This window comes from Rhizobium binxianense, from assembly GCF_028994275.1.
Classification (GTDB): domain Bacteria; phylum Pseudomonadota; class Alphaproteobacteria; order Rhizobiales; family Rhizobiaceae; genus Rhizobium; species Rhizobium binxianense.
On record NZ_CP118713.1, the window covers coordinates 3888871 to 3914881 of the forward strand.

Here is a 26011-nt window from a genome sequence, read left to right on the forward strand (position 1 = left end):
TTAGATACAAAAATTCTTACGTAAACGTAAGATATTCTGTCACCGAATTGTTACTCTGCGGCGCGTTTCTCATGGTGCAGCGCAAGATATTCGGCACTGCGCATCTCGAACAGGCGGGATGCCGTGCGGTCGAATTCGAAGCCCTCGGTGCCCCGGCGCTGCACCAGCAGTTCCTCCGGCATAGCGGCTGCGGAAATGTAGAGCCGCACGGCATGATCGTAGAACGTATCGACCAGAATGATGAGCCGTTTGATCTGGTTCCGCTTTTCCGGCCCGAGCAAGGGAATGTGATCGACGAAGACCATATCGAAACGCCGGGCGATGGCCAGGAAGTCGGCCGCCCCGAGCGGCTTGTCGCAAAGATCAGCGAAAGAGAACCGCGCCATGCGGTCGACGGCGAGCGGCACATGAATGTGGCGGCCCTTCATCGGAATATCCAGCGGCTGCGCCTTGCGCCCATGCAGCGCCTGCGTCCACGACGCATCCATCGCCATGTCGTTGTGCTCGCTGATCGGCACCAGATAGACCGGCTGGCTGTTCAGCTTCTCCATCCGGTAATCGGTCGGCGAATCCAGCGTGACGACATCGACATGCTGCTTGAGCAGGACGACGAAGGGCAGGAAGAGGCCGCGATTGAGACCATCCGTGTAGAGATTGTCGGGTTCGACGTTCGAGGTCGCGACCAGCACGCAGCCGCGCGCGAAGAGTTCGGAAAAGAGCCGCGACAGGATCATCGCATCGGCGATGTCGGTGACCGTGAATTCATCGAAGCAGAGCAGTTCCGCTTCCTCGTAAAGCGCTGCGGCGACCGGCGGCATCGGATCGGCCTGCTTGGTTTCGCCGTTCTTGAGCTTCAGCCGGTGGGCGGCGATGCGGTTGTGCACATCCGCCATGAATTCGTGGAAATGCGCCCGGCGTTTCTTCCGGCACGGCGCCATTGCGAAGAACATGTCCATCAGCATGGTCTTGCCGCGGCCGACGCTGCCATGGATGTAAAGCCCCTTGGTGCCGTCGGCGGATTTCTTCTTGGCGGCAAACAGCCAGCCCAGCGCACTCGATTTGGCCGCCGGCCGCCGCTGTTTCAGTCCGGCAAGCACCCGGTCGAGGCTCTTTGCCACGTCCATCTGGGCGGAATCGACCTGAAGCGCACCCGATGCGGTCAGCGCTTTAAGCTGTTCGCAGACGCTGAGCGCATAATCCGGCATTGGTTGCATGAGGGCATGTCCGCCTGTCAGTCCACGGCGGAGACCCGCCGGATCGTTTGCCGCGCCGGTTCCTTACCGGCTGAGGCTGATCTGCTGGCCTGTGCTCGTCTGTCCGTCGAAGCGGTTGTCGGCCGTCTTGTAGACACTGCCGAGCTGGTTGCCCGAGCGATCCTTGAGCAGCACCTGCTTGCCGGAGACCTCCCAGGAGCCCATCGCCGTCAGCTCGCCGACGCAGCCGCGGGTACCGCCTCGTGAACCGCTGCCGAGATTGGTCAGCGTCAGGAACATGTCGCAGCTGCCGTTGACACGCCAGCTTCCGACCATCGATTCCTTGGTGACGTCAAGCGCATTCGCCGCCATTGCGCCGGTCTGAGCACCCGGCAGCGATGCCGGCGTCGCCGTCGGTGCCGCCGGAAACTGCGAATTGTTGACCGGCGGCAGCTGCCCGCCCTGCACCGAGGGCACCGGCTGCGCCGTCAACGGCGCCGGCCCGGCATTCGGGCTGGAGCTGTAATCATATGCCGTACGCTGACAACCGGCTAGCGCGAGAGCCACCACCAGACCTGTCATCGCATATCGCAACTGCATCATCATACTCCTGAATTCGGCTAGCGCCGCAGAGAAACGGGCGTGAGACAAGTCCGATTATCGTAATTCGCTTTGGTTAATCAAGTCGGGCTGCATAAATTGCCCGTGACAACAACTAACCGAAAAACGATACAGTTCAACTGTCCCGCTGCAAAACTTCCTGCACATAGAATTTGTCAGCAAGGTGTTGCGCGCGTTGATCTCTCTGCGGATCACTGCCGAAATCCCGCAATGTCTCGGAATAATCATCGAACGAGCTCTCCAGAAAGGATTCCGCCCGCGCTAAAGCCAGCCGCGGCCGGACTTAAAGACGGCTTCGGGATCGCAGCCGTCTATTCCGCCGTCGGCATGCATGCTGATCAAACGCGGCGCTCGACCATCATCTTCTTGATTTCGGCGATCGCTTTGGCCGGATTGAGGCCCTTCGGGCAGGTCTGCGCGCAGTTCATGATCGTGTGGCAGCGATAGAGGCGGAACGGGTCCTCGAGATTGTCGAGACGCTCGCCGGTCGCCTCGTCTCTGGAATCGATCAGCCAGCGATAGGCCTGCAGCAGAACGGCCGGACCGAGATAGCGGTCGCCGTTCCACCAGTAGCTCGGACAGGAGGTCGAGCAGCAGGCGCAGAGGATGCACTCATAGAGACCGTCGAGCTTCTGACGGTCCTCATGGCTCTGCTTCCATTCCTTGGCAGGCGCCGGCGACACCGTCTTCAGCCACGGCTCGATCGAACGATGCTGGGCATAGAAGTTGGTGAGGTCGGGCACAAGATCCTTGACGACGGGCAGATGCGGCAGCGGATAGATCTTCACCGCACCCTTGATATCGTCTAGGCCCTTGGTGCAGGCGAGCGTGTTGGTGCCGTCGATGTTCATCGCGCAGGAGCCGCAGATGCCCTCGCGACAGGAGCGCCGCAGCGTCAGCGTCGGGTCGATCTTGTTCTTGATGTAGAGCAGGCCGTCGAGCACCATCGGCCCGCAATCGTCGACATCGATGTAGAAGGTGTCGATCGACGGGTTCTGCCCGTCATCCGGGCTCCAGCGGTAGACGCGGAACTCGCGGGTGTTCGTCGCACCCGTCGGCTTCGGCCAGACCTTGCCTTCGCGCATCTGAGAATTCTTGGGGAGAGCGAGTTCAACCATACCGGGTTCCTCTTGAGATCAGTACACGCGAGCCTTCGGCTCGATCTTATGCGGATCGATGCCTTCGGCGATGAGCTCGGTGTGAACCGGCCGGTAGTCGAGTTTCACGTCGCCCGCCTCGTTCACCCAGGCAAGCGTGTGCTTGCGCCAGTTGAGGTCGTCGCGGCCGGCAAATGCACCCTCGTTATAATCCTCGCGCGCATGCGAACCGCGGCTCTCCTTGCGGGCCTCGGCGCCGTAGATCGTCGTGATGGCGTTGGCCATCAGGTTCTGCAATTCGAGCGTTTCCACGAGGTCGGAATTCCAGACCATCGAACGGTCGGTGACCTTGATGTCCTGCATCTCGCCCCAGATCGCCGAAATGCGCCGGCAGCCGGATTCCAGCGATTCCTGCGTGCGGAAGACGGCGGCGTCTTCCTGCATGGCGCGCTGCATCTTTTCGCGCAGATCAGCCGTCGGCGTGCCGCCGCTGGCGTGACGCAGACCGTCGAAGCGGTCCATGATCCTGTCGCAGGCTGCGACGTTAAGATGCGGGATCGGCGCTGCGCGGTCGATCACCTCGCCGGCGCGGATCGCCGCGGCGCGGCCGAAGACCACGAGGTCGATCAGCGAGTTGGAACCGAGGCGGTTGGCGCCGTGCACCGAGGCGCAGCCGGCTTCACCCACGGCCATCAGGCCGGGGATGATCCGTTCCGGATTGGCGCTGTCGGCGTTCAGCACTTCGCCCCAATAATTCGTGGGAATGCCGCCCATATTGTAGTGAACGGTCGGCAGAACCGGGATCGGCTCGCGCGTGACGTCGACGCCCGCGAAAATCTTGGCGCTCTCGGAAATGCCCGGCAGCCGCTCATGCAGAACCGCTGGATCGAGATGATCGAGATGCAGGAAGATGTGGTCCTTGTTCTTGCCGACGCCGCGGCCCTCGCGGATCTCCAGCGTCATGCAGCGCGAAACGACGTCGCGCGAGGCCAGGTCCTTGGCCGAAGGTGCGTAGCGCTCCATGAAGCGTTCGCCCTCGGAGTTGACGAGGTAACCGCCTTCGCCGCGCGCGCCTTCGGTGATCAGACAGCCCGAACCGTAGATGCCGGTCGGGTGGAACTGGACGAATTCCATGTCCTGCAGCGGCAGGCCGGCACGCGCCACCATGCCGCCGCCGTCGCCGGTGCAGGTATGGGCAGAGGTTGCCGAGAAATAGGCGCGGCCGTAGCCGCCGGTCGCCAGCACCACCATCTTGGCGGCGAAGCGATGGATCGTGCCGTCATCCAGACACCAGGCGACGACGCCGGTGCAGCGGCTGCCGTCTTCCGACATGATCAGGTCGAGCGCGAAATACTCGATGAAGAATTCGGCATTGTTGCGCAGCGACTGGCCGTAGAGCGTATGCAAAATGGCGTGGCCGGTACGGTCAGCGACGGCGCAGGTGCGCTGTACCGGCGGGCCTTCGCCGTAATTCTGCATGTGGCCGCCGAACGGGCGCTGATAGATCTTGCCTTCCTCGTTGCGCGAGAACGGCACGCCGTAGTGTTCCAGCTCATAGACCGCCTTCGGCGCTTCCATGGTGAGATACTGCATGGCGTCGACGTCGCCGAGCCAGTCGGAACCCTTGACGGTGTCGTAAAGGTGCCACTGCCAGCTGTCCGGCGTCATGTTGCGCAGCGAGGCGGCGATGCCGCCCTGGGCCGCGACCGTGTGCGAGCGGGTCGGGAACACCTTGGTGATGCAGGCGGTGCGGAAACCCTGCTCGGCCATCCCGAGCGTGGCGCGCAGGCCGGCGCCGCCGGCGCCGACGACGATCACGTCGTAGGAGTGATCGATATACTTGTAGGCCTTGCCGTTCTGGGCGGGTGAAGTCGGTGCCATATCGAGCTTATCCTACGAATGCAATTTTCAGAATGGCGAAGAGACAGAGGCCGGCGATCAGGATCGCAAAGAACGTGTTCAGCATCAGCAGCGCGATCTTGCCGAATTCGCCATGCACGTAATCCTCGATGATGACCTGCATGCCGAGTTTCATGTGGATGACGCCGGAAATCACCATCAGCCCCATGACGACGGCGACGAAGGGGTTCGACAGGGCGCGAACCACATCCGCATAGGGCGCGCCGGCATAGGCGAGCATGAAGAAGAGGAAGAAGAGGATGAGCGGAACATTGGCGACAGCCGTCAGCCGCTGACGCCAGAAATGGTCCGTGCCGTCCTTGGCGGAGCCGAGCCCGCGAACCTTGCCGAGGGGGGTGCGCATATCCATGAGAGGACCTTCAGAAGCGAATGAGGAAGCCGATCACCCAGACCAGCACGGTCAGACAGAGCGACCCGATGACATTGGCGATGGCGAGCTTGGTCGAGAATTCCTTCTCGAAGCCGTAGCCGAGATCCCACATGAAGTGGCGGAAACCACCGAGCATGTGGTGCAGCAGCGCCCAGGTATAACCAAGCAGCACGAGCTTGCCGAGAAGGCTGCCGAGCACCCAGTTCGCCCAGTCATAGGAGCCCTGGCCGCTTGCCGCCGCGATCAGCCACCAGGCGACCAGCAGCGTGCCGACATAAAGCGCCCCACCGGTAATCCGGTGGACGATGGACATGACCATAGTGGGAATAGGTTTGTAAATTTGCAAATGCGGCGACAGGGGCCGGTTATTTGTCACGTTCGCCATCAGAACCTCGCGGCGGCTTCTCTGCGCTCCCGGATTTCGGAGCATGCTCAGTCAACCACACGAATGACAAAATCCTCTGTGTGCGTTGCATCAATTGCGACGTTTAATCACCGGAAACGCCGACGACAAGCACAATCGCTGTCTGCTTCTAATTTAATCGATTCGGGTTGCCGGGAAGTTTGCCGGCATGAGCAACTCCAGGAAAATGCGAAGCGGTTTTCCCAGACCAGGTGCGACGCCATTTTGCCGGCACTTGGCTAAAAACAAACGATTAGAAGATTCTGCGCCTTCACAAGAAACTGAACCCCCCTCATAAAACTGACCTTTTACGCTCAATATTTATCTCGTTCTTTCCCGGCACATGGACAAGCTCCGGCTTTTGGCGCAATCTGGCGTTAACGATTTGTTTACGACTGGATTTTCGGAGGCCGGCGCCCATGTTTCGCAGTCTGTCCGTCGTCACCCTGATTGCCCTGTCCGCGCTTGTCGCACTTCCGGCCGCCGCCGGCGAGCGCCGCCATGATCGCTTTCCCGGCCATCGCCACACCTTCCACAACGGATTGCTGCTCGGCGAACGCGCAAGCTGGCGAGATCGCGGCATCCGTGTCGACCACGCTTTCGGCCACCGATCCGGTAGGGGGATGCCGATGCTGACACGGTTTTCCTCGCCGGCGACACATCGCTTGGGCCGCGGCAATCTCATCATCGTCACAGGCGCGGCGCCGACTGGCGACGACGGCACCTATGCCGGCTCTTCCTATGCCTATCAGGTCGATGGCGGAACTTATGTCGGCGGCTACGGCTACTACGCGGCGGCACAGCCCGAGCCGCAGGCCCCGAAGGCGAAGGTCATCGATGTCGCCGTCCAGGACGATCCTTGCGCCTACGAGGCCAATGTCTGCGTCATCCGGCCCTAGAGTATTTTAGGAACCGGAGCCGAACCGCCACACCGTCGTCTTCTTGATTTCGCTATCCTCCAGCGCCCGCGTCACCGGCACCTCATAGGCTGCGCAGAATTTCAGCCGATCTTTCGGCAGATAGCTGCGGCCGGGATCACCGACCAGCACCGGCTTGCCCTCGGTCGCCAGCCTGGCGAACCAGGGAACGAGCGCATCGGCGAACGCGCGGTCGTAAAACACGTCGCCGGCAAGCACGATATCCGCATCGATCGCCTGCCCGATCAGATCGGCGCCGGTAAATCCGAGAGGAACGCCATTCGCCTCGGCATTCAGCCGGACCGCGGCTCCCGCCCAGGGATCGATATCACAGGCCGTGACCTCCCGGGCGCCGGCCATGACAGCCGCAATGCCGACGAGGCCGGAGCCGCTGGCGAAATCGAGCACGCGTTTGCCGCGCACCGTTTCCGGGTGATCGAGGATGTAGCGCGCCAGCCCCTGCCCACCCGCCCAGGCGAAAGCCCAGAAGGGCGGCGGCAGGCCGATCGCCTCCAGCTCCTCCTCCGTCTTCAGCCACAGCTCATGCGCCTCGCTTGCCAGATGGAGCGAAATCTCCGGCACGTGCGGCGGCGCCATCACGCTGGTATTGGCGCGGATGAAGGCTTGCGGATCGGTTTTCAACGCGGCGGATTGTCCAGCCCGCCCATGCGGCAGACTTCGAGATATTCCTCCTCGGTCACCGGCTGCACCGACAGCCGCATCGAGGTGACGAGCGCCATCTTGGCAAGCTTCTCGCTCGCCTTGACATCCTTCAGCGTCACCGGTTTCGGCATGTCCATGACGGCGCGGATATCGACGCAATCCCACTTCGGATCATCCTTGGCGGTGGAATCGGGATGCGACAGCGCCGCGACTTCGACGATGCCGACGATCTCCAGCCCGTCATTGGAATGATAGAAGAAGCCTTTGTCGCCGATCTGCATTGCCCGCATGTTGTTGCGCGCCAGATAGTTGCGGACGCCGGTCCATTCCGTGCCCTTTTCACCGGCGGCCTTCTGCTGCTCCCAGGACCAGGAGGCGGGCTCGGATTTATAAAGCCAGTGCGCCATGCTCACGCCTCCGGCTTGTTGAAGACCCAGTTGTAGGCCTTGACCTCGACGCTTTCGAACAGCCCGGCCTTGGCGTAAGGGTCGGCATCGGCAAGCGCACGCGCCGCCTCCTTCGATTCCGCTTCGACGATGATCAGGCTGCCGCAGGCCTTGCCCTCGTCATCCAGAAACGGGCCGGCGATCTTCAACGTGCCCTCGGCATTCAGCCCGTTCAGATAGTCGATATGTGTCGGACGCGTCTCCATGCGCACGTTCAGATGTCCCGGCTTGTCCTTGCAGAGAAGGGCGAAAAGCATGTCTGTCTCCTATTCGGTGGTGATCGGGCGCGTCATCAGCTGCTCGATCGCCTCTGATATATCGAGCCTGCCGTCGATGATCGCGGAAACGGCATCGGTGATTGGCATGCTGACCTTCAATTCGGCCGCAAGCCGCGCGGCGACGGAAGCGGCAAACGCGCCTTCCACCAGTGCGCCCTGCAGCGGATCGGTCTTGTCGCCGCGCCCGAGCGCGATGCCGAAGCGCAGGTTTCGCGATTGATGGCTCGTCGCCGTCAGCACCAGATCGCCGAGACCGGAAAGCCCGCGCACCGTATCCGCCTGGCCGCCCTTGGCGACGACGAAACGCGACATTTCCGCAAGCCCGCGCGCAATCAGCGCCGCACGCGCGGAATCGCCGATGCCGCGGCCTTCGACGATACCGCAGGCGATCGCCAGCACATTCTTGAGCGCGCCGCCGAGCTGGACGCCGATCCGGTCGTTGGAAGCATAGAGCCGGAAGGTCCGGCCCGATATCGCCTGGGCCAGCCGCTCCGCGGTCTCGATGTCATCAGCCGCGATCGCCATCGCCGTCGGCAGGCCTTTGGCGATATCGGCGGCAAAACCCGGGCCCGAGAGCACGGCGACGGAATGGTCCGGCAGTTCCCGTTCCAACATGTCGGTCAGAAGATTGCCCGTCGCCCGCTCGATGCCCTTGGCGCAGGTGACGACCACAGCATCCTTGGCAAGATAGGGGCCATATTGCCGCGCCGCATCGGCCTGCGCCTGCGACGGCATCGCAAAAAGCACGATGGAGGCGCCGGTGATCGCATCCGCCTCGGCGGAAAATTCCAGCGTATCGGGCAGAGAAATGCCGGGCAGCACAGCATCATGCAGCCGTTCGCTCTTCAGATCTTCCATCAGTGCCGGATTACGCCCGACGAGCGTCACGGCGCTGCGGCCGGCAAGGGCGATGACGGTGGCGAGCGCCGTGCCGAAAGCCCCCGATCCGACAACGGCGATGTTTTCGCTCATGCCTTGGCCCCCCTTTTTCCGAAACCGACCAGCGTCTCCGCCCTGGAGTCAAGCGGCCAGCGCGAGCGCGGCTGCACGTCGAGCGTATCAGGCGCCGCACCTGTGGCCATCCGCTCCAGTCCTGCCCAGGCGATCATTACGGCATTGTCGGTGCAGAGATGCAGCGGCGGCGCGACGAAACGGAAGCCGTTCTTGTCGCACAGCGCCTGCAATGTGGCGCGCAGTTCGAGATTGGCGGCGACACCGCCGGCAACGACGAGCGCCGGCTCTTCGCCAGGAGCAGGGAATTCCGTCTTGAACCGCTGCAGACCGCGGCCGATGCGGTCTTTCAGCGTCCGCGAAATCGCCTTCTGGAACGAGGCGCAGATATCCGCCACATCCTGATCGCTGAGCGGCGCGATATCCTGTGCCGCCTGCCGCACCGCCGTCTTCAGGCCGGAAAAGGAGAAGTCGAGCCTAGCCTCGCCAACCAGCGGCCGCGGGAAGTCGAAACGATCGGCATTGCCGTCGCGCGCCATCCGCTCCACCGCCGGTCCGCCGGGATAGGGCAGGCCGAGCAGCTTTGCCGTCTTGTCGAAGGCTTCACCCAGCGCATCGTCGATCGTCGTGCCCCAGCGCTCATATTGCCCGACGCCGCGCACCAGGATCAGCTGGGTATGGCCGCCCGAGACGAGCAGCATCAGATAGGGAAAGGCAAGCCCATCCGTCAGCCGCGCCGTCAGCGCATGGCCCTCGAGATGATTGACCGCATAAAGCGGCTTGCCGGCGGCTCTGGCAATCGCCTTGCCGGTCATCAGCCCCACCAGCAGCCCGCCGATCAGCCCCGGCCCGGAGGTGGCGGCAATGGCATCGACCTCGTCGAGCGACACATTGGCGCGCTTCAGCGCCTCCGCGATCAGCTCGTCCAGTGCCTCGACATGGGCGCGTGCGGCGATCTCGGGCACCACGCCGCCATAGGCGCTATGCTCGTCGAGCTGGGAAAGCACGACATCCGACAGCACGTTGGAATGCCCCTCCGCATCGCGCTCGACGACCGCGGCGGCGGTCTCGTCGCAGCTCGTTTCGATGCCAAGGATGCGCAGAAAGGGAACCATGAAGCCTGTTCGTTGATTGCGATGGGATGGAAACCCGTTTACGAGAACTCCGGTAACAACGGAATAGAGCGGATGCAAACAAAACCTTTCCGGATCGGCACGCGAGGCAGCCCGCTGGCCCTTGCCCAGGCGCACGAGGCTCGCGACAGGCTGATGGCGGCGCATCATCTGCCCGAGGAAATGTTCGAGATCGTCGTGCTGACGACCAAGGGCGACCGCATCACCGACCGGTCGCTGGCCGAGATCGGCGGCAAGGGCCTGTTCACCGAGGAACTTGAACAGAAGCTTACCGCCGGCGAGCTGGATTTCGCCGTGCATTCCGCCAAGGACATGGCGACGAAGCTGCCCGAGGGGCTTTATCTCTCCGCCTACCTGCCACGCGAAGATATCCGCGACGCCGTCATCGGCCGCACCGCGCGCAAACTGATCGACCTGCCGCATGGCGCCACCGTCGGTTCCTCATCGCTCCGCCGCCAGGCGCTGATCCGCCGCATGCGGCCTGACATCAACGTCATCACCTTCCGCGGCCTTGTCGAAACCCGCCTGCGCAAGCTCGAAGAGGGCGAGGTGGATGCGACCCTGCTGGCGCTTGCCGGCCTGAAACGCCTCGGCAAGGTCGACGTACTGACCGATATCCTCGATCCCGACACCTTCCCGCCGGCGCCGGCGCAGGGGGCGATCTGCATCGAAAGCCGCATCGGCGATGCCAGGGTCGACGATCTGCTGGCGCCGGTCAACGACGCGCCGACGTTCGACACCGTCTCTTGCGAACGCGCCTTCCTCGCCGCACTCGACGGTTCCTGCCGCACGCCGATCGGCGGTTACGCTGTCTGCGAGGGCGACCTGATCCGGTTCTCCGGCCTCATCATCACGCCCGATGGCCGCAGCCAGCATGCGGTGACGACCGACGGCCACCGCCGCGACGCGGCCGCGCTCGGCACCCGCGCCGGCCAGGACGTGCGCGCAAGGGCCGGCAGCGCTTTCTTCGACGACTGGCACTGACGCGGCCATGCGCGTGCTCGTCACCCGCCCCGCGCATTCGGCAACGCGAACCGCACAACGCCTGCGCGATATGGGCCACGAGCCGCTGCTGCTGCCGCTGCGTCAGCCGCTGCACGACAGCGTCGCCCCGTTAGCCGCGCTTGCAACCACCAGCGGCGCAATCGCGGTGACCAGCGCCGAGGCCATCAGGGTCCTCTCCGCTCTCGGTGAGAAACTTCGTCCGCATCTTGCCCGCCCGCTTTTCGCGGTGGGGGAAACGACGGCGGAAGAAGCGCGCAGCCTCGGCTTCCGATCAGTCGCCTCATCCCAGGGCAACGGTCGTGATCTCGCCGATCTCGTCGCGGCGGAGAAACCGGGCACGCTGCTCTACCTCGCTGGCACCCCGCGCGCCGAGACTTTTGAAGGAAGATTGCGCGAGCTCGGCATCCATTTTTCCGTCGCCGAATGCTACCGCATGCAGCCGGCCGCCCCCGATCCCGCCGAGATCGACGCGATCTTCGCTAACGGTTACCCGGACGCCATCCTCTTCTATTCCCGCCAGACGGCCGTGGATTTCTTTCGTCTGCCGGAGCCGTGGTCGGCCCTGCCGAAGCGCAGCGCAATTCGCCTCCTGTGCCTTAGCGAGGCGGTCGCGGAGGCCGTTCCGGGGGCGCTCCGAAAAAACGTAACGATTTCGCCGATGCCGGATGAGAAAAGCCTTTTGTCGCTGCTTTGAAGGCTTTAGAGCCTTCCTGGTCAGATTGCAGCATTCTGCCGGAGCAGGTTTTCGTCAGGGCAGAGGCGATTGGCGAAGGGCATACCCCAAGGTACGTCCGAGCCGATCGCCTCTGATCCTGGCGCAAAGATGCCCGGCCCTCCGGGTTGGCTGAAACGGGCCGCCTGCTCGACCGGCCGGCTTGGCCGTAGAGCTGGGCTACGACGCGCGCCGGCCGGTCGAGCATCCGACTCCGTTTGAGCCAACAGAATGATTCAATCTGACCAGGAAAGGCTCTAACCGCCCAAATTTGATCTAACCTCTTCCCTTAACTGGCATCACTGTCTAGTTTCGTTGCAATGCAGAATAAAGAGGACCTCATGGTATCGGGAAACCCGCCACGCCATTCGAAGAGCGCCGACGAGCCGGTCACGATCGACCTCGATGCACAGGAATTCGCCGCTGCAGCCGATACCGAAAAACCGGTAGACAATGAAACCGCCGACGCCGACAGCGCCGCTGCGGCCGATGTCGGCCTGCCGCCCGGAACCGAGACTGCGTCGCATGCCGAATATGAAGAGAAGCCTGCGATGGATGCGCCGGAGGAGGAACCGGCAGCTCCAGAACCTTCCTTCACCCCTCCTTCCGAACAGCCAGCGCCGAAGAGCGCCGGCACCTCCGGTCTCATTGCCGCCGGCATCTTCGGCGGCCTCGTGGCGCTGCTTGGCGCCGGCGCTATCCAGTATGCCGGTTACCTCCCGAGTTCCTCCGCACCGCAGACGACCTCGCCGGAAACGGCCGATCTTGCCGGCGAGATCGACGGCCTGAAACAAGCCGTCGCCAACCTTGCCGCCAATCCGGCGAGCGCGGATAGTGGTGAGCTTGAGAAGCGCGTCGCTGCGCTGGAAACGGCAGCGAAGGCCCCCACAGTCGCCGCACCGGCCGATTCTGGTAACGTCGAGGCACTCAACCAGAAGATTGCGGAACTGACCGGTCAGGTCGATCAGCTGCGCTCGACGCTTGCCCAGTCATCCGAGCAGCAGACGACCAACGGCGCCGATATCGCCAAGCGCTTGGAAGAGGCCGAAAAGAAGCTGAACGAACCGCGCGAGGATGTCGCCGTCGCCAAGGCGATCGCCGCGGCCGCCCTCAAGGCGGCGATCGATCGCGGCGGCCCGTTCCTGGCCGAGCTCGATACCTTCGCCGGCGTCGCACCCGACGATCCGGCCGTCGCCGACCTTCGGGCCTTTGCCGAGACCGGCATTCCCTCGCGCACCGAACTCGTGCGGCAGGCTCCCGATGTCGCCACCGCGATCGTCGAAGCCGTCAACCAGCCGGATCCGAACCAGAGCTGGTCGGACCGGCTGATGTCGAGCGCAAAGTCGTTGGTAACAGTCCGTCCCGTCGGCAATATCGAGGGCGAAAGCGTCGAAGCGATCGCCGCCCGCATGGAGGAGAAGGTGAAGAACGGCGATCTGCCAGGCGCTTCCGCCGAATGGAACTCTTTGCCGGCCATAGGCAAGCAGGCATCCGCCGCTTTCAAGCAATCGCTCGAAGCGCGTATCCGCGTCGAGGAACTGGTCGGCGGGGCGCTGTCGAAAGCGGTGTCCGGCACCGGTAAGGAAGGGTGAGACCATGTTGATCCGTCTTGTCGTCTTCGCCCTCTTCGTGCTGCTTCTCGCCTATGGCTTCTCCTGGCTCGCCGATCGCCCCGGCGATCTCTCGCTGATCTGGGAGGGCAAGATCTATCAGACGAGGCTGATCGTCGCCGCCAGCGCCATCATCGCTCTGATCGCCGCCGTGATGATCGCCTGGTGGTTCGTCCGCCTGATCTGGACCTCGCCGCATTCGGTGACGCGTTATTTCCGCGCCCGCAAGCGCGACCGCGGCTATCAGGCACTGTCGACCGGCCTGATCGCCGCCGGCGCCGGCAATGCCCTGCTCGCCCGTAAGATGGCCGCCCGCTCGCGTGGCCTGATCCGCGCCGATCAGGAACCACTGATCAACCTGCTCGAGGCCCAGGCCGCCCTGATCGAGGGCCGCCATGACGAGGCACGCGCCAAATTCGAGGCCATGGCCAACGATCCCGAAACGCGCGAGCTCGGCCTGCGCGGCCTCTATCTGGAAGCCCGCCGGCTCGGGGCCAATGAAGCGGCCCGCCAATATGCCGAAAAGGCGGCCGATAACGCGCCCTATCTGCCCTGGGCCGCCCAGGCGACGCTCGAATATCGCAGCCAGGCCGGCCGTTGGGACGACGCGCTCCGCCTGCTCGAGCAGCAGAAGGCCGCCCGGGTCGTCGAAAAGCCTGAAGCCAACCGTCTGCACGCCGTCCTCCTGACGGCGCGCGCCGGCGAGAAGCTGGAAAGCAACCCGACGGGTGCCCGCGACGACGCCCTGCAGGCGCTGAAGCTTGCCGCCGATTTTATTCCGGCTGCTCTCGTCGCCGCAAAGGCGCTGTTTCGCGAAGGCGGCGTGCGCAAGGCTGCCTCGATCCTCGAACAGGCATGGAAATCGGCACCGCATCCCGAGATCGGCCAGGCCTATGTCAGGGCGCGCAGCGGCGATTCCACGCTCGACCGGCTGAAACGTGCCGAACGGCTGGAGGGGCTGCGCCCGAACAATGTCGAATCCCTTCTCGTCGTCGCCCAGGCAGCACTCGACGCCCGGGAATTCGCAAGAGCCCGCGCCAAGGCGGAAGCGGCAGCCCGCATGCAGCCGCGTGAAGCCGCCTTCCTGCTGCTTGCCGATATCGAGGAAGCCGAAACCGGAGACCAGGGCCGTGTGCGCCACTGGCTGGCCCAGGCGCTCAAGGCGCCGCGCGATCCGGCCTGGGTGGCGGACGGCTTCGTCTCCGACACATGGCTGCCGGTGTCACCGGTGACCGGCCGCCTCGACGCCTTCGAGTGGAAGGCGCCCTTCGGCCAGATCGAGGGTCCGCTCGAAGACGGTGCGGCGCCTGCCACGATCGAAACCGCCTTGAAGACCCTGCCGCCGTTGCGCGACGTCAGGCCGGAAAGCCCGGTCAACGATCATCGCATCATCGAGCTGGAGCGCGCCGCGACGATTGCCGAGGCGGTGCGCCCGGCATCGACACCAGCAAAACAGAAGCCTGTCGAACCGGCCGTCGGCGATAAGGCACCTGCACCGAAAGAGGCAAAGCCTTTCTTTGGCGGACTGCCGGATGATCCCGGCGTTCGCGACCCCAGGGTGGAACCGGAACCCAAGACACGGCTCCGCCTTTTCTGAAATGGAATGAAAACCGTATGTTCGAACGCTTTCAGGCATTCTTCCAGAATCTCACTGCCGACCGTCCGAAGAAGGGTTTCGCGCCGGATGATGTGCGCATCACAGTGGCAGCGCTCTGCATGCAGGTCATGGAGGCCGACGGCCAGATCAAGGCCAGCGAAAAGAAGCGGCTGCGCAAGCTCCTGAAGGAGCAATATGCGCTCGACGGCAAACAGCTCGATGCTTTGATGGCCGCCGGCCTCGAAGCTGAAAGCTCGGCCGTCGACTATTATCGCTTCACCGCCGACCTGAAGCGCCATCTCAACACCGAGCAACGGCTGGAGCTGATCGGCATTCTCTGGGACATCGTCTATGCCGATGGCGAACGCAGCGAAATGGAAGACCATGTGATCTGGCGTATCGCTGATCTGCTCGGCGTATCCTCCCGCGAGCGCATCCAGAAGCGGCAGGAGGCCGCCGCCAGGGTGACTGATGTTCAGGTTGCGCAAGACGATGCCGACTGACCCAAGCGCGCCCCGCGACAAACGCCCGATCCTTATCGTCCTGCATCAGGAGCGGTCGAGCCCCGGCCGTGTCGGCCAATTGCTCGTCGAAAAGGGCTACCGCCTCGATATCCGTCGCCCGGTTCTCGGCCGGCCGCTTCCGACGACGCTCGAAGACCATGCCGGCGCCGTCGTCTTCGGCGGGCCGATGAGCGCCAATGATCCCGATGACTTCATCAAGAAGGAAATCGACTGGATCGACGTTCCGCTGCGGGAAAAACGCCCCTATCTCGGTATCTGCCTCGGCGCGCAGATGCTGGTGCGTCAGCTCGGCGGCAAGGTGCAGTCGAACGCCGACGGCTCGACGGAAATCGGCTGGTATCCGCTGCACCCGACCGAGAAGGGCCGGCTGCTGATGCATTGGCCGAAGATGGTCTATCATTTTCACCGCGAGGGTTTCGAACTGCCACACGGCGCCGATCTGCTGGCCGAAGGCGATGCCTACCCGAACCAGGCCTTCCGCTACGACGGCAATGCCTGGGGCCTGCAGTTCCATGCCGAACTCACCCGGGTGATGATGCACCGCTGGGTCGTGCATGGCGCCCATCGCTTCATTCTGCCGAACGCCCAGCAGGGCCGCGAACACCTCGAAGGCCGCATGCTGTTCGACGCGCCGCTGAGAGCCTGGCTGACCGAATTCCTCGATATCGTCTTCGAGGGCAAGGCGGCGAAGGCGACGTCTTCCGTCGCGCTACGCGCATAGTCTTTTGCCCAATCGATTTCCGACTATGCCGTCGGCGCGTCGAGCGCATCGATCCTGCGCAATTTGGGAAAACTCGAAGCCCAGATCGCCGCCACAGCAAGCGTTCCGATGCCGCCGATAACGACCGCCGGCACCGCGCCGAAGATCGATGCCATCGTGCCCGCCCTGAATTCCCCGAGTTCGTTCGAGGCGCCGACGAAAACCATGTTGACCGCATTGACGCGGCCGCGCAACTGATCCGGCGTCCAGAGCGCAATCAGGCTCTCGCGGACATAGACCGACACCATGTCGGCCGCCCCCATCAGCGCCAGCGCCGCGATCGAGACCTCGGTGTTGGTCGAGACGCCGAAGATGATCGTTCCGACGCCGAACAGGGCGACGCCGATGAACATGTAGACGCCGGCGCGATGTTTGAGCGGATAGGCGGCCAGGAAGATCGCCATGACGATGGCGCCCAGGCCGGGTGCGGCGCGCAGCAGTCCGAGCCCCCAGGGCCCGAGGGTGAGGATATCACGCGCAAAAATCGGCATCAGTGCCGTGGCCCCGCCGAGCAGCACGGCAAAGAGATCGAGCGAGATCGCCCCGAGCACCACCTTTTCGGCGCGGATGAAACTGAAGCCGCCGAGGATCATCGCCCAGCTCTTGGTCTCGCCGGTCGTCTTCTGCACCGGTTTCGGGATCATGTAGAGAAGGGCGGCACCGAGCATGGAAAAGATCACCGCCACCGTATAGGCGGTCGATGCACTGACGCCGTAGAGCAGGCCGCCGAGCACCGGCCCGGAGATTGCCGCAAGCTGCCAGGACGACGAATTCCAGGCGATCGCATTGGAGAGTGCTTCCTCCGGCACGAGATTGGGCGCCAGCGACTGCACGGCCGGCGACATGAAGGCGCGTTCGATGCCGAAGATCAGAAGGACGGCGAAAACAGGCAGGGGGGTGAAGCTCCCCATGACGGTCATGACAAGCAGCGCCAGCGTGCAGAGCGCGCTCATCAGCGAGCAGAGAGCGGCGATCGCCCGGCGATTGTAGCGGTCGGCCACCGAACCGGTGACGAGAATGAGCAGCAGCGACGGCAGGAACTGCACGAGACCGATCAAACCGAGATAGATCGCGCTGCCGGTCTGGTCGTACATCTGCCAGCCGACGGCGACGCTGACGATCTGCTGCGAGAAGGAAAGCAGGAAACGCGCGAAGAAGAACCGCGTGTAGGACGAATGCCGGAACGCGGCAAAACGGTCTCCGGTGGGCGAAAACGACATGGGTGTTTTCCGAGGAGACGGGCGCCGGAATAGCTGCAAAGCCGCCCGTTAAACATGATTCACCGTGCGTCTCCACACGGCACTTGCTCGTTTAGTCGCCAATGTCTACATGTCTGTCAACAACGAATTGGAGACGACGATGTTTGCGCTGTTTCAAACCATTGATTTGGCTTTGAATATTTACACCTGGATCCTGATTGGTAGCGCCATTTTTTCCTGGCTCTATGCGTTCAACGTTATCAATTCCAGCAATCAGTTCGTCAACTCGGTCGGCACGTTCCTCTATAACGTCACTGAACCGGTACTGAAGCCGATCCGCCGTTTTCTGCCGAACCTTGGCGGCATCGACATTTCGCCGATCATCCTGCTGCTGATTATCTTCTTCCTGCGCACCTTGCTTTGGACGACGCTGTACCCGCTGGTCGCTTGAGCCGTCCCTGGAGCCTTTTCGGTAATCAACTGCGCCTCGTCGTCCGGCTGACGCCGAATGGCGGGCGTGACGCGATCGATGGCATCGAGGTCGATGGCGAGGGCAAATCCCATCTGAAGGCGCGCGTCATATCCGTGCCGGAAAAGGGCAAGGCCAACAAGGCGCTGATCCTTCTCGTCGCCCAATCTCTCAGCATTCCCAAATCGTCCATCAGCCTCGTTGCCGGCGACACCGCGCGCAAAAAAATCCTCCGGATCGACGGCGACCCGGAGGATTTGGCAAAAAAACTCGAAGCACTTTTCGGCTGAACAATCAGCCTTTCGTCTTCTTGGCGCGCTCGACCGCTTCGAGGATAAGCTGGCCGGCTTCCTTGGAGTCACCCCAGCCGAAGATCTTCACCCACTTGCCGGGCTCCAGATCCTTGTAGTGCTCGAAGAAGTGCTCGATCTGCTTCAGCGTGATCTCAGGAAGGTCGGTGTAATCCTTCACCTTCTCATAGCGCAGCGTCAGCTTCGGCGACGGCACGGCGATGATCTTCTCGTCCTTGCCGGAATTGTCTTCCATCTTCAGGACGCCGATCGGGCGCACATTGATGACGCAGCCGGGAACCAGCGGACGGGTGCTGGCGATCAGGACGTCGATCGGGTCGCCGTCTTCCGACAGTGTGTGCGGCACGAAGCCGTAATTGCCCGGATAGGTCATCGGCGTATAGAGGAAACGATCGACCACCAGCGTACCGGCTTCCTTGTCCATCTCATACTTGATGGGATGGCCGCCAACTGGAACCTCGACGATAACGTTGACGTCCTCAGGTGGGTTATTACCGATTGAAATGGCATCGATGCGCATAGGAAACTCCCGCGAAGTTGAATTGCTCGCAGCCAGATAATCAGTTTCATGTGGCAACGCAACATTGGAGATCACCAATGCGTGATGGCACCGGCGCAAAGAAGTCGAATCTTTGGAACAGGCATGTCGCGCAGAAGAGTGCCGCGGTTTTGCGACACCGACATGCGTAAAAACAAGACCTAAAGCACGTCAAATGTATCAAGTTTGATGCGACCTGCTGTAGGAGATAGCGAGCGCCAACCGGCCCGATCAGCTCCAGATGAAGCCGATCTTCTTCAACTGCTTGTGGTCGAAACTTTCCATGCCTTCGCAGAAATCGACACCGCCATGATTGCGGTAGAAGCGGCCGGCGGTCTCGTTTTCCTCGAGGCACCAGACGACCAGCCCCTTGCAGCCGAGCGACTTCAAGAGCCGGCGCGCCTCCCCGAACAGCATTCGGCCAAGGCCGATGCCCTGATATTCAGGGCGAAGGTAAAGCTCGTAAATCTCGCCTTCCTGCGGCAGAGCGCGGGCGCGGTTGAGGCCCAGTGTCGCGTAGCCGGCGACCGTTCCGGCGACATCGAGAACCAGCAGCGTTGCCGGCCCGCGGGTCGCCTTGCGCCACCAGTTTTCGCCGCGCCGCTCGATCATCTGCGTCAGCGCCCGATGCGGAATGATGCCCGCATAGGTATGCTGCCAGGCGAGCCTGTGGGTTTCCGATATGGCGCGGGCATCGTGCGGTTCGGCCCGCCGGACATCGATCGACAACGTCTTCATAACGTTTACTCTGGCCCTGCCAAAGGCAATTAACCATATGCGGCCGGCGCATCGTGATCGATTGCCCACAGACTTGATATGTGGACGACAGATAAAATTTAACGCTTTTTTAACGATTGTCACAAGACGGAATCAGCGCGGCGCACAATAAAAAACCCCGGCTCGAAGGCCGGGGTTTTAAAACGCTGTCTCTAAAGCATTTTGTCCTTACGCATGTCGCTATACCCCGGCTGCACGTCCGGGCTGCCCAGCATGAAGCGCTCAGAGAGCCGCTTTGGACTTTTCGAAACGCTTGCGGTCGTTGGCGTCGAGATACATCTTGCGCAGGCGAATGTTCTTCGGCGTCACTTCCATCAGCTCGTCGTCCTGGATCCAGGAGAGCGCGCGATCGAGCGTCATGCGGATCGGCGGGGTCAGCTTCACCGCTTCGTCCTTGCCGGCGGCGCGGATGTTGGTGAGCTGTTTGCCCTTCAGGACGTTGACTTCAAGGTCATTGTCGCGCGAATGGATGCCGATGATCATGCCGGCATAGACCTTTTCGCCCGGCTCGATGATCATCGGGCCGCGATCTTCCAGGTTGAACATGGCATAGGCGACGGCTTCGCCGGCCGCGTTGGCGAGCAGCACGCCGTTGACGCGGCCACCGATCACACCCTTGTAGGGCTGGTAGTCGTGGAACAGGCGGTTCATGATCGCCGTGCCGCGCGTATCCGTCAGCAGTTCCGACTGGTAGCCGATCAGGCCACGGGTCGGTGCGTAGAAACGCAGGCGAAGGCGGTTGCCGCCCGACGGCCGCAACTCGACCATTTCGGCCTTGCGCTCCGACATCTTCTGCACGACGACACCAGAATGTTCTTCGTCGACGTCGACGACGACTTCTTCGATCGGCTCCAGAAGCTGACCGCTTTCATCCTTGTGCATCACCACGCGCGGACGCGACACGGCAAGCTCGAAGCCTTCGCGACGCATGGTTTCGATGAGAACGGCGAGCTGAAGTTCGCCGCGGCCGGACACGTAGAACGAATCCTTGCCTTCGGCTTCTTCGATCTTCAGGGCAACGTTGCCTTCTGCTTCCTTGAAGAGACGGTCGCGGATGACGCGGCTCGTGACCTTGTCGCCCTCGGTGCCCGCCAGCGGGCTGTCGTTGACGATGAAGGACATGGTGACCGTCGGCGGATCGATCGGCTGCGCCTTCATGGCTTCCGAGACGGCCGGATCGCAGAAGGTATCGGCGACGGTCCCCTTGGAGAGGCCGGCGATCGCGACGATGTCGCCCGCATGTGCTTCTTCGATCGCCGTGCGCTCGATGCCGCGGAAGGCGAGGATCTTGGAAATTCGGCCGGTTTCGATCAGCTTGCCGTCCTGGCCGAGTACCTTGACGGCCTGGTTCGGCTTAATCGAGCCCGATGCGATGCGGCCGGTGATGATACGGCCGAGGAAGGGGTTGGCTTCGAGGATCGTGCCGATCATGCGGAACGGGCCTTCTTCGACGGTCGGCTCCGGAACATGCTTGAGCACCAGGTCGAGAAGCGGTGCAAGACCCTGATCCTTCGGGCCTTCCGGATTGACGTTCATCCAGCCGTCGCGGCCCGAACCGTAGAGGATCGGAAAGTCGAGCTGCTCGTCGGTCGCGTCGAGGTTTGCAAAGAGGTCGAAGACTTCGTTGATGACTTCTTCGTGGCGGCCGTCGGGACGGTCGATCTTGTTGATCGCGACGATCGGGCGAAGGCCGACCTTCAGTGCCTTGCCGACGACGAACTTGGTCTGCGGCATCGGGCCTTCCGAGGCATCGACGAGAACGATCGCGCCGTCCACCATCGAGAGAATGCGCTCGACTTCACCGCCGAAGTCGGCGTGGCCGGGGGTGTCGACGATGTTGATGCGAACACCCTTCCATTCGACCGAAGTCGCCTTGGCGAGAATGGTGATGCCGCGTTCTTTTTCGAGATCATTCGAGTCCATCACGCGTTCAGCGACGCGCTGATTTTCGCGGAACGAGCCGGACTGCTTGAGAAGCTCATCCACCAGGGTCGTCTTGCCATGGTCAACGTGCGCGATGATCGCGATATTGCGAAGTGCCATTTGTGAAATCTCTGAGGCTGGGGCGCACGCTCTTGAGGACGCGCCTATTAGTTTGGGGCGTCCATACAGTTTTTTTTGCGCTTGCGAAAGGGGGAAACGCGCAAAAGCTGCGGCAGGGCTTTCGCCCCGCCGCATCGTAGCGTGTCATCAAATTGTCTTAGGCGTCGCTGCCTGTCAATTCCTCGAAGGTCGAAAGTCCCTTTTTCAGAAGCATCGCATCGGGGCTCGGAAGCTTGCCGCGGAAGGCCTTGTAGGCGTCCTCCGGATCGACCGAGCCGCCGACGGAATAGATGTTTTCCTTGAGCTTGCGCGCCATCTCGCCGTTGAAGGCGTCGCCCGTCTCCTCGAAGGCGGCAAAGGCGTCGGCGTCGAGCACCTCCGACCACATATAGGAGTAATAGCCGGCCGAATAACCGCCGGAGAAGATGTGCTGGAAGTGCGGCGTCGCATGGCGCATGACGATCGACTTCGGCATGCCGATCTCGGCCAGCACCTCCGCCTGCACCGCCATCGGGTCCTCGACGGTCGTTCTCGTGTGAAACGCCATATCGACAAGCGCCGACGAGGTGAACTCGACGGTGTTGAAGCCGGCGTTGAAGGTGCGGGCGGCCAGCACCTTGTCGAGCAGAGCCTGCGGCATCGGCTCGCCGGTTTCGACATGAACGGCGTAGCGCTTCAGAATAGCGGGCACCGTCAGCCAGTGCTCGTAGAGCTGCGACGGCAGCTCGACGAAATCGCGCGAAACGCCGGTGCCGGAGACCGAGGGATAGGTGACGTTCGACAGCATGCCGTGCAGCGCGTGGCCGAATTCGTGGAACAGCGTGCGCGCGTCGTCGAGCGACAGCAGCGCCGGCTTGCCTTCCGCCGGCTTGGCGAAGTTGCAGACATTGTAGATGATCGGCAGCTCGCCGTGGCGGCCGTTCTTGAGTTCCAGCTTGTGCTGCGATTGCAACGAGCTCATCCAGGCGCCGGAACGTTTCGAGCCGCGGGCGAAATAATCGCCGAGGAACAGGGCAACCAGCCGGTCCTCGCGGTCCCTGATTTCAAACACCCTGACATCCGGATGATAGGCGGCCACGTCCTTCTTTTCGACGGCGCGGATGCCGAACAGCCGGCCGGCCACGTCGAAGCAAGCCTCGATGATCTTCTCGAGCTGCAGATAAGGCTTGAGCTCGGCCTCGGAGAAATCGAACTTCCGCGCCCGGATCTTTTCGCCATAGTGGCGCCAGTCCCAGGGCATCACCTCGTGGTTCCGGCCCTCTTCGGCGATCAACGCGGCGATATCGGTCTCCTCCTCGCCGGCGCGCTTCACCGCCCGCGCCCAGACGGCCTTGAGCAGGCCGTTCACCGCATCCGCCGTCTTCGCCATGGTGTTGTCGAGCTTCAGCTCGGCGAAATTGCCGTAGCCGAGCAGCGTCGCCACCTGATGACGCAGCGCCAGCATTTCTCTGATGACGGCGCGATTGTCCGTCTCGCCGTCATTTTCGCCGCGCGCCACCCACGCCTTGAAAGCCTGCTCGCGCAGATCGCGACGCTCCGAGAAGGTGAGGAACGGCTCGATGATCGAGCGTGACAACGTCACCGCATATTTGCCCTCTTCGCCACGCTCGCGCGCTGCCGCCGCCATCGCGTCACGAAGGAATTCCGGCAGGCCCTCGAGCTCGGCGCTGTCCGAAAGTACCAGTGCCCAGGCCTTTTCGTCGGCCAGGACGTTCTGGCCGAACTGCGTCCCGAGGCCGGCAAGCTTTTCATCGATCGCGGCGAGTTTTTCCTGCTCGGCCTTTTCGAGCTTGGCGCCCGATTTGACGAAGCCTTTCCAGTGGCGTTCCAGCACGCGTGTCTGTTCGAGCGTCAGGCCAAGGCTCTCGCGATTCTCCCAGAGCGTGTCGATGCGGGCAAAAAGCGCTGCATTCATCCCGATCTTCGAATAGTGACGCGACATCTTCGGCGAGATCTCCCGCTCCAGCGCCTGGATCACATCATTGGTATGCGCGCCGGCCTTGTTCCAGAACAGCGCCGAGACACGCGACAGCGCATCGCCGGCAATCTCCAGCGCCACGACCGTATTCTCGAAAGTCGGCGCATCGCCGTTTCCGGCAATTTCGTCGATCTCCTTCTCATGCGCGGCAAGCGCGGCTTCGAAGGCGGCGGCAAAATCACCGTCATCAACCGCATCGAAACGCGGCAGGCCGTGAAGACCGTCCCAGGTCACCAGCGCCGGATTGAAATCATGTGGAGAGGGCATCGGAGAATTCCTTTTGGCATGCAGATGGATCGTCAATATAGGCGGGCTGTCGTAGAATTGGTATGTTGCCGGCAAGGACCTTTTGCCTCGCCCGCCAAATCCGGCGGGCGCCTGCGAAATCTGGTGGACAAAAATTGGTCCGTGAAATTAACCAATCGTTAACGATTGACGCGAATCGCGCGCAAGCGCTAATTTCCGGCTGATCTCCTTGTACGAGGACATGCGCCATGGAAATTTTTTCTGTGCGGTCTTCTCAGAGTTTGCTGTTTAAAAACAATCCTAATAACGCAAAAAATTCGAAGACCTCTGATATTGCAATCGAGACCAAAGCTCCGGCCCCGGCCTCGTTCCACATCGAAGACAATGTTGACGAAGGGCCGGATTTCACCGCGGTCAGCCCTGGAGAACTGCGCAATTACGCGCGCCAGAGTTTCGACAGCGGCCTGATCGATCAGAACACCTACGCCGCGATCTCCGAGCCGCTGCCGATGCATGCGATCGATCCGCTCGGCAACGTCATCGATCTCTCCAGCGTCACCGACGGCACCAGCTTCAATTTCCTCGACTATTACAAGAACCAGCTGCAGGTCGCCATGTCGATCGGCGATGCTGACGAGGTCCAGACGCTGAAATCGATCGTCAATTTCCTCGATGGCTGATCGGAGCATGATGCCGAAAGTCTAGATCAGGCCTTGCGCCAACCGAGCAGGCCGGGCGTTGCGTGCCAGAGCGCCTGGGCGGCAAATCCCATGAAAAGCACGCCGGAGCAGCGCACGATCAGCCGCTCATGGGCGCGATAGAAGCGCCGCACCGTACCGGCACCAATGATACCGATCAGGATGATGTCGGCCGTCACGAAACCGACGAACGACACGCCGAGCAGCACCGGCATCGCCTCGAAATCGAGCGCGCCGGCCGAGCCTGCAACGAGTGCGGTGAAGGTGGCGAGCGCCACCGGATAACCCTTCGGATTGGTGACGCCGAAGATCAGACCGCGGCGAAACGGCCGCTCGACTACAACAAGCGCCTGCCCCTCCGTTTTCGGCTTGGCATTGACGGTGCTCCAGCCGATCCAGGCGAGGTAGAAACCGCAGGCAAGGCCGAGCAGGTCGAAGACGAAGGTTCCGATCGTCTTTGCGCCGACGATCGCGATCAGCGCCAGCGACGACCAGATGAGATCCCCGACCAGATGCCCCATCATGAACAAGGCGCCGGCCTTGCGGCCCTGCCCGGCGCCGATGCCGAGCAGTTGCAGGAAGGCGGGTCCCGGAATGAGCACGTAGAAGAGCGCCGCCAGAAAGGCGCCGAAGAGCAAGGACTGCGTCATGGAAATGCTCCGGAGGATGATCGCAGCAGAGTAAGCGATCCCAACCATCCGTCAAGATTGGGATCCGTCAAGGCCGGCTACACCGCCACGAAAAGGGAGATACCGCCAGCGGCAGCTTCCGGGCGAAGGGAATATTTCGCTCAGATTCTCCTGTCGAACAGGGCCAATGGCGTCTTCAACCGATAGAGTGTCGTCGGACGCCGCGCCCGCTCGGTCTGCCGTTTTTCGCCCTCGACCGGTTCGAGCAGATCGAGATCGTTGATCTTGCGGCGAAAGGCGCTTTGGTCCAGCCGTTCGCCCATCACCGTTTCATAAATTGCCTGCAGTTCCGACATGGTGAAGATCTCCGGAAGCAGCCTCGCCGGAATGGTCGAATATGCGCCCTTGCCGCGCAGCCGCTCCAGGGCGGCGGTGACGATCGCATTGTGGTCGAAGGGCAATTCGCCAACCGCCTCGACCGGCCGTAATTCGAGGGGGCCGGCGCCGCCCGTCAGCGCTCCCCGCGGAACCAGGGCAAAATAGGCGATCGACACCGACCAGTCGCGGGGGTCGCGCCGCGCCGAAGCGAAGGTCGCGAGCTGTTCGAAGAATATGCCCTCGAGCCCGGCCTTGACCTTGAGGATGCGCCGCACGGCTGCCTCCGCATCGGCGTCCTCGTCCGTATGCACGTAGCCGCCGATCAGCGCCGGAACGCCGGCAAACGGTTCGGCGGACCGCGGCAGCAGCGCCCCGCACAGCCGTCCTTCGTGCAGCGTCAGCAGGACGATGTCGACCGTCACGATCGGCCGTGCGAATTCAGCCTCTGCCATCAACATCTCCCCGCTTGCATGTTCCGGCTCTCATAGCCGCCAGTCATAAAAATAACAATTTGCAAATAGCAACTTGCAAAATGCACTTTGCAA

The 26011-nt window shown here is 62.4% G+C and carries 28 protein-coding genes; 10 read left to right on the forward strand and 18 right to left on the reverse strand.

Going from position 1 to position 26011, the window contains the following annotated elements; genetic code table 11:
• Nucleotides 1–50: 50 nt before the first annotated feature.
• The 6 genes from zapE to sdhC form a co-directional block, all read right to left on the reverse strand.
• On the reverse strand, nt 51–1214 hold the full coding sequence (gene zapE / locus PO860_RS19045) for a cell division protein ZapE (RefSeq protein ID WP_273884482.1): 1164 nt from the start codon (nt 1212–1214) through the stop codon (nt 51–53).
• Nucleotides 1215–1277: 63 nt separating this feature from the next.
• Complete coding sequence (locus tag PO860_RS19050; protein ID WP_183608631.1) at nt 1278–1793, reverse strand: protease inhibitor Inh/omp19 family protein; 516 nt, start codon at nt 1791–1793, stop codon at nt 1278–1280.
• A 359-nt stretch (nt 1794–2152) separates the two neighbouring features.
• Nucleotides 2153–2932, reverse strand: coding sequence for a succinate dehydrogenase iron-sulfur subunit (locus tag PO860_RS19055; RefSeq protein WP_273884480.1), 780 nt, complete (start codon nt 2930–2932; stop codon nt 2153–2155).
• Nucleotides 2933–2950: 18 nt separating this feature from the next.
• Entirely contained in the window at nt 2951–4792 is a 1842-nt protein-coding gene (sdhA, locus tag PO860_RS19060; protein WP_273884479.1) for a succinate dehydrogenase flavoprotein subunit, read from the reverse strand.
• A 7-nt stretch (nt 4793–4799) separates the two neighbouring features.
• Complete coding sequence (gene sdhD, locus PO860_RS19065; protein ID WP_183608629.1) at nt 4800–5180, reverse strand: succinate dehydrogenase, hydrophobic membrane anchor protein; 381 nt, start codon at nt 5178–5180, stop codon at nt 4800–4802.
• Nucleotides 5181–5190: 10 nt separating this feature from the next.
• Nucleotides 5191–5586, reverse strand: a complete 396-nt coding sequence (gene sdhC / locus PO860_RS19070) for a succinate dehydrogenase, cytochrome b556 subunit (protein WP_003582820.1) — start codon at nt 5584–5586, stop codon at nt 5191–5193.
• Between the two features lie 437 nt (nt 5587–6023).
• On the opposite strand from sdhC, the gene PO860_RS19075 reads away from it, so the two are divergent.
• On the forward strand, nt 6024–6503 hold the full coding sequence (locus PO860_RS19075) for a hypothetical protein (RefSeq protein ID WP_183608628.1): 480 nt from the start codon (nt 6024–6026) through the stop codon (nt 6501–6503).
• Nucleotides 6504–6509: 6 nt separating this feature from the next.
• Here the strand turns inward: PO860_RS19075 and PO860_RS19080 are convergent, their stop codons facing one another.
• From PO860_RS19080 to tsaD, 5 genes are read right to left on the reverse strand one after another with little or no spacing between them, the layout of a single operon-like run.
• A complete protein-coding gene (locus tag PO860_RS19080) occupies nt 6510–7163 on the reverse strand; it encodes a class I SAM-dependent methyltransferase (RefSeq protein ID WP_183608627.1) in 654 nt (217 codons plus the stop codon).
• On the reverse strand, nt 7160–7591 hold the full coding sequence (locus PO860_RS19085; protein WP_097617990.1) for an EVE domain-containing protein: 432 nt from the start codon (nt 7589–7591) through the stop codon (nt 7160–7162). Before PO860_RS19085 ends, PO860_RS19080 begins: the two co-directional genes overlap by 4 nt.
• Before the next feature lie 2 nt (nt 7592–7593).
• On the reverse strand, nt 7594–7887 hold the full coding sequence (locus PO860_RS19090; protein ID WP_183608625.1) for a YciI-like protein: 294 nt from the start codon (nt 7885–7887) through the stop codon (nt 7594–7596).
• Between the two features lie 9 nt (nt 7888–7896).
• Nucleotides 7897–8880 (reverse strand): NAD(P)H-dependent glycerol-3-phosphate dehydrogenase, encoded by a 984-nt coding sequence (locus tag PO860_RS19095; protein ID WP_273884478.1) that lies wholly within the window; start codon nt 8878–8880, stop codon nt 7897–7899.
• Nucleotides 8877–9974: a tRNA (adenosine(37)-N6)-threonylcarbamoyltransferase complex transferase subunit TsaD gene (gene tsaD, locus PO860_RS19100; protein ID WP_183608623.1), complete on the reverse strand. Its 1098-nt coding sequence runs from the start codon at nt 9972–9974 to the stop codon at nt 8877–8879. Before tsaD ends, PO860_RS19095 begins: the two co-directional genes overlap by 4 nt.
• A 72-nt stretch (nt 9975–10046) precedes the next feature.
• On the opposite strand from tsaD, the gene hemC reads away from it, so the two are divergent.
• The 6 genes from hemC to PO860_RS19130 all read left to right on the forward strand — a co-directional run bounded on the left by hemC (nt 10047) and on the right by PO860_RS19130 (nt 16161).
• Nucleotides 10047–10976 (forward strand): hydroxymethylbilane synthase, encoded by a 930-nt coding sequence (gene hemC / locus PO860_RS19105; RefSeq protein ID WP_273884477.1) that lies wholly within the window; start codon nt 10047–10049, stop codon nt 10974–10976.
• Nucleotides 10977–10983: 7 nt separating this feature from the next.
• Nucleotides 10984–11691, forward strand: a complete 708-nt coding sequence (locus tag PO860_RS19110) for a uroporphyrinogen-III synthase (RefSeq protein WP_273884476.1) — start codon at nt 10984–10986, stop codon at nt 11689–11691.
• 338 nt (nt 11692–12029) lie between these two features.
• The gene (locus PO860_RS19115) at nt 12030–13301 is read left to right on the forward strand and encodes a COG4223 family protein (protein WP_272783607.1); all 1272 of its coding nucleotides are present in this window, start codon (nt 12030–12032) and stop codon (nt 13299–13301) included.
• A gap of 4 nt (nt 13302–13305) precedes the next feature.
• Nucleotides 13306–14916 carry a heme biosynthesis protein HemY gene (locus tag PO860_RS19120; RefSeq protein WP_273884475.1) on the forward strand — a complete coding sequence of 537 codons (1611 nt, stop codon included), beginning with the start codon at nt 13306–13308 and terminating at the stop codon, nt 14914–14916.
• Nucleotides 14917–14933: 17 nt separating this feature from the next.
• Nucleotides 14934–15419 carry a tellurite resistance TerB family protein gene (locus PO860_RS19125; protein WP_183608618.1) on the forward strand — a complete coding sequence of 162 codons (486 nt, stop codon included), beginning with the start codon at nt 14934–14936 and terminating at the stop codon, nt 15417–15419.
• Complete coding sequence (locus tag PO860_RS19130) at nt 15388–16161, forward strand: glutamine amidotransferase (protein WP_411195880.1); 774 nt, start codon at nt 15388–15390, stop codon at nt 16159–16161. The genes PO860_RS19125 and PO860_RS19130 overlap by 32 nt, the downstream gene beginning before the upstream one ends.
• Nucleotides 16162–16184: 23 nt before the next feature.
• On the opposite strand, the gene PO860_RS19135 is transcribed toward PO860_RS19130, so the two are convergent.
• Nucleotides 16185–17420, reverse strand: a complete 1236-nt coding sequence (locus PO860_RS19135) for an MFS transporter (protein WP_272783604.1) — start codon at nt 17418–17420, stop codon at nt 16185–16187.
• Nucleotides 17421–17559: 139 nt separating this feature from the next.
• Here PO860_RS19135 and PO860_RS19140 point away from each other — a divergent pair, with 139 nt between their 5' ends.
• Both PO860_RS19140 and PO860_RS19145 read left to right on the forward strand, forming a co-directional pair.
• Nucleotides 17560–17850, forward strand: a complete 291-nt coding sequence (locus tag PO860_RS19140; protein ID WP_245433086.1) for a YggT family protein — start codon at nt 17560–17562, stop codon at nt 17848–17850.
• Nucleotides 17847–18158: a DUF167 domain-containing protein gene (locus tag PO860_RS19145; protein WP_183608616.1), complete on the forward strand. Its 312-nt coding sequence runs from the start codon at nt 17847–17849 to the stop codon at nt 18156–18158. The genes PO860_RS19140 and PO860_RS19145 overlap by 4 nt, the downstream gene beginning before the upstream one ends.
• Nucleotides 18159–18162: 4 nt before the next feature.
• Here PO860_RS19145 and ppa read toward each other — a convergent pair whose 3' ends face one another.
• From ppa to PO860_RS19165, 4 genes are all read right to left on the reverse strand, one after another.
• On the reverse strand, nt 18163–18699 hold the full coding sequence (gene ppa, locus PO860_RS19150) for an inorganic diphosphatase (protein WP_012559229.1): 537 nt from the start codon (nt 18697–18699) through the stop codon (nt 18163–18165).
• A 249-nt stretch (nt 18700–18948) separates the two neighbouring features.
• Nucleotides 18949–19455 (reverse strand): GNAT family N-acetyltransferase, encoded by a 507-nt coding sequence (locus tag PO860_RS19155; protein ID WP_097617979.1) that lies wholly within the window; start codon nt 19453–19455, stop codon nt 18949–18951.
• 261 nt (nt 19456–19716) lie between these two features.
• Nucleotides 19717–21537, reverse strand: a complete 1821-nt coding sequence (gene typA, locus PO860_RS19160) for a translational GTPase TypA (RefSeq protein ID WP_125846072.1) — start codon at nt 21535–21537, stop codon at nt 19717–19719.
• A 157-nt stretch (nt 21538–21694) separates the two neighbouring features.
• Nucleotides 21695–23782: a M3 family metallopeptidase gene (locus PO860_RS19165; RefSeq protein WP_183608615.1), complete on the reverse strand. Its 2088-nt coding sequence runs from the start codon at nt 23780–23782 to the stop codon at nt 21695–21697.
• Nucleotides 23783–24009: 227 nt separating this feature from the next.
• On the opposite strand from PO860_RS19165, the gene PO860_RS19170 reads away from it, so the two are divergent.
• A complete protein-coding gene (locus tag PO860_RS19170; protein WP_272783602.1) occupies nt 24010–24441 on the forward strand; it encodes a hypothetical protein in 432 nt (143 codons plus the stop codon).
• Between the two features lie 26 nt (nt 24442–24467).
• Here PO860_RS19170 and PO860_RS19175 read toward each other — a convergent pair whose 3' ends face one another.
• Both PO860_RS19175 and PO860_RS19180 read right to left on the reverse strand, forming a co-directional pair.
• Nucleotides 24468–25109, reverse strand: coding sequence for a LysE family translocator (locus tag PO860_RS19175; protein WP_273884474.1), 642 nt, complete (start codon nt 25107–25109; stop codon nt 24468–24470).
• A 140-nt stretch (nt 25110–25249) separates the two neighbouring features.
• Entirely contained in the window at nt 25250–25918 is a 669-nt protein-coding gene (locus PO860_RS19180; protein WP_273884473.1) for an NUDIX hydrolase, read from the reverse strand.
• Nucleotides 25919–26011 lie beyond the last annotated feature (93 nt).

What these genes read in the sequence shown, in the direction of transcription:
- ppa (WP_012559229.1), bottom strand. Translation starts at nt 18,699, where the DNA reads ATGCGCATCGATGCCATTTCAATCGGTAATAACCCACCTGAGGACGTC.
- hemC (WP_273884477.1), top strand. Translation starts at nt 10,047, where the DNA reads ATGCAAACAAAACCTTTCCGGATCGGCACGCGAGGCAGCCCGCTGGCC.
- sdhA (WP_273884479.1), bottom strand. Translation starts at nt 4,792, where the DNA reads ATGGCACCGACTTCACCCGCCCAGAACGGCAAGGCCTACAAGTATATC.
- PO860_RS19075 (WP_183608628.1), top strand. Translation starts at nt 6,024, where the DNA reads ATGTTTCGCAGTCTGTCCGTCGTCACCCTGATTGCCCTGTCCGCGCTT.
- typA (WP_125846072.1), bottom strand. Translation starts at nt 21,537, where the DNA reads ATGGCACTTCGCAATATCGCGATCATCGCGCACGTTGACCATGGCAAG.
- PO860_RS19115 (WP_272783607.1), top strand. Translation starts at nt 12,030, where the DNA reads ATGCAGAATAAAGAGGACCTCATGGTATCGGGAAACCCGCCACGCCAT.
- PO860_RS19050 (WP_183608631.1), bottom strand. Translation starts at nt 1,793, where the DNA reads ATGCAGTTGCGATATGCGATGACAGGTCTGGTGGTGGCTCTCGCGCTA.
- PO860_RS19180 (WP_273884473.1), bottom strand. Translation starts at nt 25,918, where the DNA reads ATGGCAGAGGCTGAATTCGCACGGCCGATCGTGACGGTCGACATCGTC.
- PO860_RS19055 (WP_273884480.1), bottom strand. Translation starts at nt 2,932, where the DNA reads ATGGTTGAACTCGCTCTCCCCAAGAATTCTCAGATGCGCGAAGGCAAG.
- tsaD (WP_183608623.1), bottom strand. Translation starts at nt 9,974, where the DNA reads ATGGTTCCCTTTCTGCGCATCCTTGGCATCGAAACGAGCTGCGACGAG.
- PO860_RS19120 (WP_273884475.1), top strand. Translation starts at nt 13,306, where the DNA reads ATGTTGATCCGTCTTGTCGTCTTCGCCCTCTTCGTGCTGCTTCTCGCC.
- PO860_RS19125 (WP_183608618.1), top strand. Translation starts at nt 14,934, where the DNA reads ATGTTCGAACGCTTTCAGGCATTCTTCCAGAATCTCACTGCCGACCGT.
- PO860_RS19110 (WP_273884476.1), top strand. Translation starts at nt 10,984, where the DNA reads ATGCGCGTGCTCGTCACCCGCCCCGCGCATTCGGCAACGCGAACCGCA.
- sdhC (WP_003582820.1), bottom strand. Translation starts at nt 5,586, where the DNA reads ATGGCGAACGTGACAAATAACCGGCCCCTGTCGCCGCATTTGCAAATT.
- PO860_RS19085 (WP_097617990.1), bottom strand. Translation starts at nt 7,591, where the DNA reads ATGGCGCACTGGCTTTATAAATCCGAGCCCGCCTCCTGGTCCTGGGAG.
- PO860_RS19175 (WP_273884474.1), bottom strand. Translation starts at nt 25,109, where the DNA reads ATGACGCAGTCCTTGCTCTTCGGCGCCTTTCTGGCGGCGCTCTTCTAC.
- PO860_RS19135 (WP_272783604.1), bottom strand. Translation starts at nt 17,420, where the DNA reads ATGTCGTTTTCGCCCACCGGAGACCGTTTTGCCGCGTTCCGGCATTCG.
- PO860_RS19155 (WP_097617979.1), bottom strand. Translation starts at nt 19,455, where the DNA reads ATGAAGACGTTGTCGATCGATGTCCGGCGGGCCGAACCGCACGATGCC.
- PO860_RS19090 (WP_183608625.1), bottom strand. Translation starts at nt 7,887, where the DNA reads ATGCTTTTCGCCCTTCTCTGCAAGGACAAGCCGGGACATCTGAACGTG.
- PO860_RS19165 (WP_183608615.1), bottom strand. Translation starts at nt 23,782, where the DNA reads ATGCCCTCTCCACATGATTTCAATCCGGCGCTGGTGACCTGGGACGGT.
- sdhD (WP_183608629.1), bottom strand. Translation starts at nt 5,180, where the DNA reads ATGGATATGCGCACCCCCCTCGGCAAGGTTCGCGGGCTCGGCTCCGCC.
- PO860_RS19140 (WP_245433086.1), top strand. Translation starts at nt 17,560, where the DNA reads ATGTTTGCGCTGTTTCAAACCATTGATTTGGCTTTGAATATTTACACC.
- PO860_RS19130 (WP_411195880.1), top strand. Translation starts at nt 15,388, where the DNA reads ATGTTCAGGTTGCGCAAGACGATGCCGACTGACCCAAGCGCGCCCCGC.
- PO860_RS19095 (WP_273884478.1), bottom strand. Translation starts at nt 8,880, where the DNA reads ATGAGCGAAAACATCGCCGTTGTCGGATCGGGGGCTTTCGGCACGGCG.
- zapE (WP_273884482.1), bottom strand. Translation starts at nt 1,214, where the DNA reads ATGCAACCAATGCCGGATTATGCGCTCAGCGTCTGCGAACAGCTTAAA.
- PO860_RS19170 (WP_272783602.1), top strand. Translation starts at nt 24,010, where the DNA reads ATGGAAATTTTTTCTGTGCGGTCTTCTCAGAGTTTGCTGTTTAAAAAC.